This is a genomic window from Gillisia sp. CAL575, assembly GCF_000403785.1.
GTDB lineage: Bacteria > Bacteroidota > Bacteroidia > Flavobacteriales > Flavobacteriaceae > Gillisia.
Map to the genome: position 1 here is coordinate 51,043 of NZ_APHJ01000040.1, position 12,315 is coordinate 63,357.

The 12,315-nt window shown below is 33.9% G+C and carries 11 protein-coding genes; 4 read left to right on the plus strand and 7 right to left on the minus strand.

Features of this window, described 5'->3' with window-relative positions:
* The first annotated feature begins 111 nt into the window (after nucleotides 1-111).
* Together I130_RS13680 and I130_RS13685 are read left to right on the plus strand one after the other, a co-directional pair.
* Nucleotides 112-540 carry a hypothetical protein gene (locus tag I130_RS13680; RefSeq protein ID WP_034924377.1) on the plus strand — a complete coding sequence of 143 codons (429 nt, stop codon included), beginning with the start codon at nucleotides 112-114 and terminating at the stop codon, nucleotides 538-540.
* Between the two features lie 106 nt (nucleotides 541-646).
* On the plus strand, nucleotides 647-1,276 hold the full coding sequence (locus tag I130_RS13685) for a MarC family protein (protein WP_034924380.1): 630 nt from the start codon (nucleotides 647-649) through the stop codon (nucleotides 1,274-1,276).
* A gap of 4 nt (nucleotides 1,277-1,280) precedes the next feature.
* On the opposite strand, the gene I130_RS13690 is transcribed toward I130_RS13685, so the two are convergent.
* The gene (locus I130_RS13690; protein WP_034924383.1) at nucleotides 1,281-1,484 is read right to left on the minus strand and encodes a hypothetical protein; all 204 of its coding nucleotides are present in this window, start codon (nucleotides 1,482-1,484) and stop codon (nucleotides 1,281-1,283) included.
* A gap of 71 nt (nucleotides 1,485-1,555) precedes the next feature.
* Here I130_RS13690 and I130_RS13695 point away from each other — a divergent pair, with 71 nt between their 5' ends.
* Together I130_RS13695 and I130_RS13700 are read left to right on the plus strand one after the other, a co-directional pair.
* Nucleotides 1,556-2,980 carry an SDR family oxidoreductase gene (locus tag I130_RS13695; protein WP_034924386.1) on the plus strand — a complete coding sequence of 475 codons (1,425 nt, stop codon included), beginning with the start codon at nucleotides 1,556-1,558 and terminating at the stop codon, nucleotides 2,978-2,980.
* A 212-nt stretch (nucleotides 2,981-3,192) separates the two neighbouring features.
* Nucleotides 3,193-4,689, plus strand: a complete 1,497-nt coding sequence (locus I130_RS13700) for a BCCT family transporter (protein ID WP_034924388.1) — start codon at nucleotides 3,193-3,195, stop codon at nucleotides 4,687-4,689.
* A 250-nt stretch (nucleotides 4,690-4,939) separates the two neighbouring features.
* Here the strand turns inward: I130_RS13700 and ctlX are convergent, their stop codons facing one another.
* From ctlX to carA, 6 genes are all read right to left on the minus strand, one after another.
* Nucleotides 4,940-5,872 carry a citrulline utilization hydrolase CtlX gene (gene ctlX, locus I130_RS13705; protein WP_034924390.1) on the minus strand — a complete coding sequence of 311 codons (933 nt, stop codon included), beginning with the start codon at nucleotides 5,870-5,872 and terminating at the stop codon, nucleotides 4,940-4,942.
* A gap of 7 nt (nucleotides 5,873-5,879) precedes the next feature.
* The gene (locus tag I130_RS13710; RefSeq protein WP_034924392.1) at nucleotides 5,880-6,794 is read right to left on the minus strand and encodes a dimethylarginine dimethylaminohydrolase family protein; all 915 of its coding nucleotides are present in this window, start codon (nucleotides 6,792-6,794) and stop codon (nucleotides 5,880-5,882) included.
* Between the two features lie 77 nt (nucleotides 6,795-6,871).
* Nucleotides 6,872-8,155 carry a citrate synthase gene (locus tag I130_RS13715; RefSeq protein ID WP_034924395.1) on the minus strand — a complete coding sequence of 428 codons (1,284 nt, stop codon included), beginning with the start codon at nucleotides 8,153-8,155 and terminating at the stop codon, nucleotides 6,872-6,874.
* 188 nt (nucleotides 8,156-8,343) lie between these two features.
* Nucleotides 8,344-9,630 (minus strand): phosphopyruvate hydratase, encoded by a 1,287-nt coding sequence (eno, locus tag I130_RS13720; protein WP_034924397.1) that lies wholly within the window; start codon nucleotides 9,628-9,630, stop codon nucleotides 8,344-8,346.
* A 149-nt stretch (nucleotides 9,631-9,779) separates the two neighbouring features.
* Complete coding sequence (locus I130_RS13725) at nucleotides 9,780-11,003, minus strand: hypothetical protein (RefSeq protein ID WP_034924399.1); 1,224 nt, start codon at nucleotides 11,001-11,003, stop codon at nucleotides 9,780-9,782.
* A gap of 119 nt (nucleotides 11,004-11,122) precedes the next feature.
* On the minus strand, nucleotides 11,123-12,235 hold the full coding sequence (gene carA, locus I130_RS13730) for a glutamine-hydrolyzing carbamoyl-phosphate synthase small subunit (protein ID WP_034924402.1): 1,113 nt from the start codon (nucleotides 12,233-12,235) through the stop codon (nucleotides 11,123-11,125).
* Nucleotides 12,236-12,315: the final 80 nt, after the last annotated feature.

A 12,315-nucleotide genomic window follows, 5' to 3' on the forward strand; every position in this document is an offset into this window, starting at 1 on the left:
TGCGTAAATTTTAATCTTTATGGCTAAAATACAAGCGGCAAAGATAATAGAAAATAGCCGCAAGCTCTAGTGCTTTATAAGCAAATCCCTATCTTTATAAAAAAGTGAAAAATGCTATTGAATATAAGCTACAATAGGCCCGAAATTAAAGAAAGGATCAATAAAGAAGTTGGATCTACATTCACACTTATAGAGCGAATAAAACTTAAAGGCACTGGCTCTCCAAAATTACATATTACTTCTACTAGTATAGAAATTCACAATTTATTGATATTAGACTCTAGCACTAATATTTGTAATATAGAATTACAACCAAAAGGTATTATTGTAATGTTTAGATCTTTACTAGAAACCTATGCTTTAATAATTCCTTATTACAAACTAAACCTTTACAAAGGGAAGTCAGAGGAATACTCCGTTTATAAAGATCACTATTTTATTAAGATAAAGGCAGACAATCCTTCCATTCATAAATTTATGATGAAGATCTTAGATTATAAAACAGATAATGCACTTCCGCAGATCGAGGATATTAGATAACACTGGGTTTACAATTCTACGAATTTTCATGTCTTAATTTAATGCAAGCATCATTTCGTGGTAACGCAAAAGTTTCAACTTCGAAGCAATTTTGCCGTAAAAACAAATGGAATTATTTATTTATGTTTTTGCTGCATTATTCTCTGTTATGAACCCTTTGGGAACTGTGCCTATTTTTGTAGGTTTAACTCAGGACGACTCTTCTGCCGAACGCTCTAAAACTTCACTCCTTACCTCTATAAACATTTTAGTAATTCTCATAATTTCCTTTTTTACGGGGAAATATATTCTTCAATTCTTTGGGATAAGCATAGATTCATTGAGAATTGCTGGCGGACTTATAATTGTGAGTTCCGGATTTGCTCTTTTAACCGGTTCATTTTCTAAACATAAGGGAATGGATAAGCGAGTTAAAGATGATGCTTATCAACGGGAAGGTGTATCATTAACTCCATTAGCTATCCCTATGCTCGCGGGACCAGGTTCTATTTCTTTATTAATAGGGATGCATCAGGAATATCAATTTTTAGAAGAAAGAGTTATTACCGTAGCAGCTATCCTTGCTGCGTGTCTTGCCACTTTTGCTGTTTTAAAAGGCGCTCACTATATCGTCAAGATCCTTGGTGCGTCTGGGATTAATGCAATTTCGAGAATCATTGGGTTTATAGTGATCTCCATAGGTATAGAATATATAAGTTCATCTGCGATCAATGTATTAAGCGGAATCTTTAACTAAACTATTACCTCTTATTAAATGCGATTCCGCCAATAAGTGACAAAATCCCTAAACCAATCATGGCATAAGATTGGGTGTGATCTCCTTGTGCTTGCACTTTAAGTGGCCCAGCTTCAAAAGCAACTTCTGGAGTTATGAGAGTGTATAAGCCATAACCTACTAATACAACTCCAACAATTAATAGAACAATTTTAAGGGTGTTATTCATTTTATATTATTGTTTGTTTAAAGTGAAAGTAAACAATTTATTCCTAAATTATAACCTAATTAAATATTGAAATGAGGATCTTACTTACTGGCGCTAATGGTTATATAGGGCTTAGATTATTACCCCAGTTACTAGAACTTGGACATGAAGTGATTTGCGCTGTTAGAGATAAAAAAAGGTTCTCTCAAAATAAGGAGCTTTTGGATAAAATTGAAGTGGTAGAAATTGATTTTCTTCAACCTGCAAAAATTCCTGAAGCAATCAAAAATATTGATATTGCTTATTATCTTATACATTCCATGTCTGGATCTACCACAGACTTCGATAGTCAAGAAGCAAAAGCAGCAACTACTTTCAATGAGATAATGGCAGGTACTAGCGTGAAGCAAGTAATCTACCTAAGTGGAATTATAAATACTGAAGAATTATCCAAACACTTAAAATCCAGAAAAAAAGTTGAAGAAATTCTATATACGGGAAACTTTAAAACCACTGTATTGAGAGCCGCAATCATTGTTGGTTCTGGAAGTTCATCATTTGAGATAATTAGAGATCTCTGTGAAAAATTACCTTTAATGGTTACCCCTAGTTGGGTAAAAACTAAATGTCAGCCTATAGGAGTAAGAGACGTGCTTCAATTCTTAACAGGAGTAATAGGATTGGAAAAAGCATATAACGAATCTTTTGATATTGGCGGACCAGACATTATTTCCTATAAACAAATGATGCTACAGTATGCCGAACTACGTGGTCTAAATCTATTTATAATAGACGTTCCATTCTTATCACCAAAGATATCATCTTACTGGCTTTATTTTGTGACTTCGACATCCTACAAACTAGCACAAAATCTTGTGGATAGCATGAAAGTAGAAGTGATCACAAGTGACAAACGATTACAAGAACTTTTAAACATAGAACCTATTAGCTATAAAGAGGCTATAGAACTCGCTTTTTATAAAATCGAACAAAATCAGGTTATCTCTAGCTGGAAAGATTCTATGAGCAGCGGTAGGTTTAAAAAAGATCTTAACAAGTACATACAAGTACCAACGTTTGGATGTGTAAAAGATGCTCAATCTACAAAAGTAGAGAATCCAGAAGAGGTATTAGAGCGTATTTGGGCAATTGGTGGTAACACTGGTTGGTATTATGCAAATTGGCTTTGGAAAATTCGCGGATATTTTGACAAGCTTTTTGGCGGAGTTGGATTAAGACGGGGAAGAACTCATGCTTCTGAAATAGCTTCTGGAGATTCATTAGATTTTTGGCGGGTTTTGTTAGCCGATAAGGAGCAGAAGAGATTGTTACTATTTGCTGAAATGAAAGTACCTGGAGAAGCTTGGTTGGAATTTGAAATCGATGAAAATAATATACTGCATCAAACTGCCACGTTTAGACCACGAGGATTATGGGGAAGATTATACTGGTATACTATGCTACCCTTTCATTATTTTATATTTGAAGGAATGTTGAATAAAATTGCTAAGGGTTAATTAATATTTAAACATACAGAGGTCAATAGTTATGTCCATATCAAAATTAGATGTTTAGTATTGATGTCAGGTTGAGCGGAGTCGAAACCTCCTATTTTATAAGCTAAAAAGTTCTCGACTACGCTCGAACAGACAAAGAGAGACATTTTGACTGTTTGAAAATAAATGATTAATTTCATATGTAGTTATCTACTTACCTCAATAAAATTATATTGAATTCACTTTTATCCCATCTTCGAAAAAATCTACTCCTAAGTGTTTCTGCCTTTATACTACTTGTTACAGCTATCTGTATTTTCTTATTTACAGAAGCATTTTATGTTCTCATCGAAAATGGTAGTTTATGGGTAAGGGAGTGGTTTGGCAGCTTTTATCTTTGGCTTGGATTGGTATGTGTCATTTTCTTACTCATTTTAGCATTTACTAAAATAGGGAAGCAACGTCTGGGAGACAGCCCGCCCGAATTTAACAGATGGTCATGGATTGCGATGCTTTATAGTGCCGGAATGGGGGCTGGAATTTTATTAAGAGGAGTACAGGAACCTGTTTATATGCTCCTCCATCCACCTATTGAGACTGGGCAATCCAATGAAATTATTGCTCTAGAATATACTTTTTACCAATGGGGATTTACTGCCTGGGCTTTTTATGCCATGTTTGCCATACTTGTTGGTCATTCTCTATTTGTAAAAAACAGGAACATAAGGCTAGGAACGAGTTTACATTATTTTAAACGAATTAAATTCCTTCCCTCTGGGATAGATCTTTTAACAATTCTAACAACAGTGACGGGTTTGGTTGCTGCTATTGGCTTAGGAACCACTCAAATTGAAGGAGGGATTGGACATTTATTAGATCAAGACTCTGGTAATTTAGTGCTTACATTAATTCTTGTATTTCTAATCTGTACAATAGCTTTTCTTTCAGCTTGGGTTGGTATAGATAAAGGAATTAGGAGATTGTCTAATTGGAATATCTATCTAACAATCATTTTACTGATTTTTGTATTTCTTCAAGGAGATATAGTTTTAATTTTAGAGAATTTCTTGAAGGCGACCTATCATTATATCGTAGATTTTGTTCCATTGAGTTTAGCCTATGGAAATTATAACCCCGGAAAAGAATTCTTAACAGATTGGACGTATTATTACTGGGCGTTCTGGCTAGCTTGGGCACCATTCACAGGAATATTCATTGCAAGAATTTCTAAAGGCCGAACTATAAGAGAAATAATTCTAGGGGTACTATTAATTCCTTCTCTAGGTACTTTTCTTTGGTTTAGTGTTTTTGGAACATCGGCATTCAATCTAATAGAACAATGGGGAACTTATCAAAATGAATTTGATAATGTCTTTACGTCTCTTTTTGTTTTCTTATCCAATTACCCGATGGCTATTTTTACTAATATTTTAACTGTAGTATTACTTATTAGCTTTTTAGTAACTTCGGTAGATTCTGCAATATATGTACTTAGCATGTTTACCTCTAGAGGAAGTGAAAATCCAAAAAGAAGATTTCGTTTAATCTGGGCAATTATTATATTAATCTTTTCTGAAGCAATTATAATTTTAGGGAATATTAAACCAGACAGTAATGTTCTAACGGCAATGCAGAAATTCCTAATAATTGGATCTCTCCCCTTTGCCTTTTTTACACTGATTGTTATGATATTATTAACTCGCACTCTTTTCAAAAAGGTAGAAAAATAGGAGTATTTTATTTTCATTTTTTAAGCAAGCACTATTAGCATCATGATTTTACGATAGTTATCGGAATTGTTCCTGTATGACTTTTTTAATAAAATTAGACTCTCAAATTTTCCAATGGCTTGGGAAAGTATGACAAAACATTTTACCGAGGATTCTATGCTGTTGAAAACAAAATACGAAGCAAGAAAAAATCCCTGAAATTTTAAAATTTCAGGGATTTTTTATTCTATTTCAATATTTAATTGAATCTCTAAGCTTTCGGCAAAAACACTTCTGCCATCATGCAACGGGCACTTCCACCTCCACATGTTTCAATTGTATTTAAGTCTGAACTTAAGATTTCACAATACTTTTCTATACTTCTAATTTGAGAAGTCGTTAAACTTTTTTGAGCAGTTTCACTCATTACTAAGTATTTGTTATCTGCTTCACCCTTTACCTGCAACATATTCCCTGCAAATTGATGCATTTGAGCTTCGGTAATAGTAATCACCTCTTTTCCGTCTTGTTTTAGATGCTTTAAGACACTTTTACGTTCCTTAGCATCATCTATACAATCTGCACAAATTACAGCAAATTCTTCAGCCACACACATCATAACGTTGGTATGATATATTGGTAACCTTTTTCCATCTACATCTTGAAAGGCATGGAAAATAATTGGAGAATATTCAAAATCCTCACAAAATTCAATAAGCAATTCTTCATCTGCTCTTACAGAAAGAGCGCAATATGCTTTTCTATTTATTCTGTCTAGGATTAAAACCCCAGTCCCTTCCAAATACACTTTTTCGTCCTCAGCTTCCGTATAATCTATAACATCTGAAATCTGAAATCCTTGAGATTCTAATACTTCAAAGAATTCCATTCTGCGCTCTCTACGTCTATTTTCAGCAAACATTGGATAAACTGCTGCTTTACCATCTTGGTGAAAAGAAACCCAATTATTAGGAAAAATAGAATCTGGAGTATCTAATTCTTTCTTATCGTTTACCACAACAACATTTACTCCTACAGCTTTCAATTTATCTACAAATGCATCAAATTCACTTTGAGCTTTCGCATTGATCTCTTCATTCTTTAACTGTAGTTCTTCTTGGAAATAATTATTAACTGCAGTTTCTTCATTCATTCTAAAGTTCACAGGGCGAACCATTAAAACGGTATTTGTTACTTGTTCCATGAAATTTTTATTCTCTAATTAATGGTAAGGTTGTACATCTTAATAATCCTTCTTGCTTAGAAATTTCAGCATAAGGAACTTCTTCTACGGTAATTCCCTGCTCTCTCAACCAAGTATTCAATCTGGTGAAATTCCTTTCAGAGATCACCACATCTTCTGAAATTGAAAAAACATTAGAGTTCATATTAAACATCTCATCACGAGTGATTTCAAAAATGTTTTCTTTTCCGAAGAGATTTACCAACCAATTATATTCCTCTTCTATTAAGAAACCACCTTTATAGATAATAGCTTTATCCTTCCCAACTGGCTGAAAACAACAATCTAAATGCAATGCATTATCTCTTGCCTCTATATTGGACTTTTTTAAGCTAAATGAAACAACTTTTCTATTTGGGAAAAGATCCTGAAGGGCCTTTACTCCTTTCAAATTTGTTCTTGCTGTAATAAAGTCTTTATAATCTTCACCTTTATAGGTACCTACCAAAATATAATTCTTATAAGGCATCACATCTCCACCTTCAATATGTGCAGATTCTGGCATAGTCAAGATTTTATCTGGATCTATCTGACTTAGCACATGATTAATGGCTTCAATCTCTTCATCCCTATCTGGTAAAATATTTGCCTTCACAAACTTATCATCTATAACAAACGCAATATCTCTTGTGAAAATTTGGTTGTAATTTTCAATGATTTTAGGCCTAAATACTTTTACATCATATTTCTCGAATACAGCAGCTACCGCTTCCATCTCCTTAACCATATCTTCTTCTATTGGATATGTGCCAGCCTTGATATGTTCTGCCGACTTAGGATCGTAAGCATCTTTGTATTCTGGTGTTCCTCCATTGCTTTTTGCCGTACCTAGGACTACAGCTTTTAAAGGGGAAGTTTCACTCTTAATATTCAGTTTTAACATTTTAGGGTTGTTTTTTGCAAATATAAAAAAAGCTTCATTGGAAAATGAAGCTTTTTAAAATTTTGAATTTCAAAATATTATCTATTATCTATCTCTTTAAAACCCCTTAATCCTTCACCAATATAAACTTGACGAGGTCTTCCAATTGGTTCTTTTCCTAATCTCATTTCTCTCCATTGAGCGATCCAGCCTGGCAATCTCCCTACAGCAAACATTACTGTAAACATTTCAGTTGGAATTCCCATTGCACGGTATATAATTCCTGAATAGAAATCTACGTTAGGATATAATTTACGCTCTACAAAATATTCATCTTCTAATGCTGCTTTTTCAAGACTTTTAGCGATGTCAAGAATTGGGTCTTCAACTCCTAATTCTGCTAGCACTTCATCTGCTGCTTTTTTAATAATCTTTGCTCTTGGATCGAAATTCTTATAAACTCTATGTCCAAAGCCCATTAATCTAAATGGGTCATCTTTATCTTTTGCTTTATCTAGAAACTTAGAAGTATCTCCACCATCGGCTTTGATTTCTTCTAACATCTCGATTACAGCCTGGTTTGCGCCCCCGTGAAGTGGCCCCCATAAAGCAGAAACTCCTGCTGAAATTGATGCAAATAAACCTGCCTGAGAAGAGCCTACTATTCTTACTGTAGAAGTAGAACAGTTTTGCTCGTGATCTGCATGCAAGATCAACAACCTATCTAATGCTTCAACTAATTTATTATTTAGCTTATATTCTTCACCTGGCTTTTGAAACATCATTTTCAAAAAGCTCTCTACGTAACCTAAGTTATTATCTCTGTTCTCTAAAGGTTGATCATTTCTTCTTCTTAAAGTCCAAGCAGCAAGTGTTGGAAATTTAGCCAAGATCTTAACGATGGCCTTATACATATCTTCTTCAGAATCTACATTTACAGACTTTGGATTAAATGCAATAAGAGCACTGGTTAAAGATGAAAGCATTCCCATTGGGTGTGCAGTGGAAGGAAAACCTTTGATCACCTTTTTCATATCAAGGTTCACTTCACTCTGAGCCTTAATGTCATCTTTGAATTTACTTAATTCATCTTTGTTTGGTAATTCCCCGAAAATCAATAAAAATACTACTTCTAAAAAGTCGGCCTTCTCTGCCAATTCTTCTATAGAATACCCTCTATATCTTAGGATTCCTTTTTCTCCATCTAGAAAGGTAATTGCACTTTCACAACTTCCCGTGTTTTTAAATCCTGGATCCAAAGTTATCACTCCAGCATCTCCCCTAAGGGTCTTGATATCTATAGCAACCTCATTTTCTGTTCCTATAGTTATTGGGAATTCGTATTTCTTTCCATCTATCTCTAACGTAGCGACTTTCGACATATATTATAAAACTTTTTTGATTATTTTTTTCGGACTGCTAAAGTACGAAATATGCGTATAAAAGAGAGCCTAATCTAAAGAGAATTTCTCATTAAGAATAGAACTTTGGCAGCTTTTTAAGAAAAAAGAGTCATAAAAAAACCCTTTCAATAAAAGAAAGGGTTTTAAATCATTAATATCAAAATCGATTAAATCTTAAAAGCATTCATTTGAGGGTAATAAGCCACACTTTCTAGCTCTTCTTCAATTCTCAATAATTGATTATATTTTGCCATTCTATCACTTCTTGAAGCCGATCCTGTTTTTATTTGACCTGTATTTAATGCAACTGCAAGATCTGCAATGGTATTATCTTCAGTTTCTCCAGACCTATGTGACATTACGCACGTATACCCTGCATTCTTCGCCATATTTACGGTTGCAATTGTTTCAGTTAAAGTTCCAATTTGGTTCACTTTAATTAGAATAGAATTTGCAATTCCCTCTTTTATTCCTCTTGACAAACGTTCTACGTTGGTCACAAAAAGATCATCTCCTACTAATTGAACTTTATCTCCACATTTCTCTGTTAAAGACTTCCATCCTTCCCAGTCATTTTCATCCATTCCATCCTCGATAGAGATAATTGGGTATTTTTCTGAAAGTTCAGTTAGATAAGTAGCTTGCTCTTCACTAGTTCTTATTTTACCTTGTTCCCCTTCAAATTTCGTATAATCGTATTTACCATTCACGTAAAATTCGGCTGCTGCACAATCTAAAGCGATCATAACATCATCTCCTCCTTTATAACCTGCATTTTTAATGGCAAGCAAAATAGTTTCTAAAGCATCCTCTGTCCCATCAAGGGTTGGAGCAAAACCACCCTCATCACCCACTGCGGTACTTAAACCACGATCATGCAATACCTTTTTTAAATGATGGAAGATCTCTGATCCCATTTGCATGGCATGAGTAAAACTTTTTGCTTTCACAGGCATTACCATGAATTCCTGAAATGCAATTGGCGCATCACTATGTGAACCACCATTAATAATATTCATCATAGGAACAGGAAGTGTATTTGCACTTACCCCTCCAATATATCTATATAAAGGCAAACCAAGTTCTTGAGCTGCTGCTTTTGCAACTGCTAAAGAAACACCTAAAATTGCATTTGCTCCTAAATTAGATTTATTTGGAGTACCATCAATCTCTATCATCACCTTATCTATAAGATTCTGATCGAAAATTGAAAATCCTAGAAGTTCTTCAGCAATAATTTTATTTACATTTTCTACTGCTTTAGAAACACCTTTTCCCATATATGCTTTCCCTCCATCACGAAGCTCAACAGCCTCATGCTCACCAGTTGAGGCACCAGATGGAACCGCAGCTCTTCCAAGCATACCATTTTCAGTTAATACATCTACTTCTACAGTTGGGTTTCCACGGGAATCAAAAATTTGACGGGCGTGAACGTTTATTATTATACTCATAATTAAAATTTTATTTTTATAGAAATCAGATCACAAGATACAAATACAAGACTCATTTTCAGAGGAAATGAATCAGATTTCAGCAGATTTTTTACTATATCGTTTTCGAAAAACTTGACATATAGCATACAACTAGTTGTGAAAAATCATTAAAGTAAACTGTATGTAAGAATGACAGAGGTTGTACTATAACTAGATTCAAAATTTAAACTATAAATTCTGTCAACATATTTAGAGCCTTTTAAATTTCTAGATGAATTATACCGCAACTCTAAGGCTAGCCGATTAAATACTTCTAATCCAGCTCCAATTCCAAAACTGGTACCAGATTTAAATTCATCTAGGTAAGGGTCTTTAATCATGTTAGTATTCATAAAAGAAACTTCAGTTTTAAGAGGAAGATCCGAGCTCACCAGAACATTAATAAATAGTTTTGTAGACGTATTTAGAAAAATATAGTGTCTTAACCCTAATGCTAATTCTAGGGACTGGCTGCTTATAGAAAAATCTGCATTATAGCTTTTAGTGAGATTCCTTTCAGCCATAAAATTTCTATATATCGGTTGGATAAAAATAGACCACTTATTTCTATTAAAGGGCATAATATACTCCAGTTCTGCACCAGCACGAATAAAAAATTCCGTGCCAAATGATTCCCCTCCCGCATTCAGCCCATTATCGATCTCCATTCCGGTAAAATCTGCTCCTAATAATACCTTTAAATTAAACTTCCCACTAGAGTTATTATTATAGTAAGAAGTGGACCAATTTTTACAGTTATTATATTTAGTGAAATATCTTTCAAGATCTATGCGATTATAAGATACATTGCTCACATTTGAACTTGTATTATTTTCACAATTGAGATCATTAAATAACTGCTGCTGATAGTGATTATTAACAGCTATTTTTCCTCCCTGTAAAAATTTTTTGTAAACCAACTGTTTTGGGGAGTCTTCATCCAGTCTATAGAAATAACGAAGCACACTGTTATCTTGATACATAAACAAATCGGCCTTACCATCTTGGATATATTTAAGAAACACAAATTTTTCGCTGAATAGCGGTGCACGTTCAGATGTAAGCTCTCTTACACGATCCCGGGAAAGATCTATTTGCACCTTAAATTTTGAAAATCGTAAATTTTCCAGTCCAAACTCCAAAACACCATCAAAATTTTTTATTTGTATTTCAGAATCCTTAGCAGTTTTAAAATTGAAACTTACAGGGTTGTCGTTCCAATCATTATTCTCGATAAAACCGGCAACTTTATTACCAGATTTATCAATATAATATCCTTCTTCATACAGAATCTGAGAAAATAATGTAGTGGTTAATAAAAAAATAAAAACTGATAAAAGTGATTTGTTCATTTAATAATATTATAAACTCCAAAAAACGAATATATTAATTAATCAACCAGTATCTCAATCAAAAAAGCCATAAAATTTAATTAATCTTATGGCTTATAACAAAAAAAACTGATAAATCTTTATTTTTTAGAAGATTTTATCCTTTCAATGAATTCATCGAATAAATAACTTGCATCGTGAGGCCCAGGACTAGCTTCTGGATGATATTGAACTGAAAAACAATTCTTATTGGTGATCTCCATACCCCCTATTGTATTATCATTTATACAAACGTGTGTTATATTTACGTTAGGATGCGCTTCGGTCTCTGCTCTATCTACAGAGAAACCATGATTTTGAGAAGTGATCTCCCCTTTCCCAGTCTTTAAATTAAGAACCGGATGGTTAATACCTCGGTGCCCATGATGCATCTTATAGGTGGAAATACCGTTAGCTATGGCTATTACTTGATGCCCTAAACAGATTCCAAATAAAGGATGATTCTTTTCCAATATTGTTTTGGTCAAATTAATAGCTGCGCTAAGTGGTTGTGGATCGCCTGGCCCATTAGAAAGAAAATATCCATCAGGTTTCCATGCACTCAATTCTTCATAAGTAGCGTCAAAAGGAAATACTTTTATATATGCATCTCTTTCCGCAAGACAACGAAGGATATTCTTTTTGATACCAATATCTAATGCTGCTATTCTATAAGTAGCATTTTCATTTCCATATAAGTATGGTTTCTTGGTGGATACTTTAGAAGCCAGTTCCAAACCATTCATATCTGGCACGGCTTTCAATTGCTCTTTAAGTGCTTCTACATTATCTACATCTGTAGAAATAATTGCATTCATAGCTCCGTTCTCTCGGATGTAAGCAACCAAGGCTCTAGTATCTACATCTGATATAGCAAAGAGTTCACTATTATCTAAAAAGCTAGACAAAGACCCATCTGCCGCTGGACGGGAATAATTATAACTAAAATTTTTACAAATAAGTCCTGAGATCTTGGCTTTATCAGATTCGTTCTCTTCCTCTTTTACCCCATAATTCCCAATATGGGCATTCGTTGTAACCATTAATTGACCAAAATAAGAAGGATCTGTAAAGATTTCCTGATATCCTGTCATTCCAGTATTAAAACATACTTCTCCAACAGCGCTTCCATCTTTATCTCCTACAGATTTCCCATGAAAAATGGTCCCGTCTGCCAGGAGAATGATTGCTTTTTTTCTAGTTTGATATTTCATAATAATATGCAGGTACTATTTAGTTTTTAACTTCGTGTGGCAAAATTAAATAATTGGTAGCAACCAAAAATATAATTCCC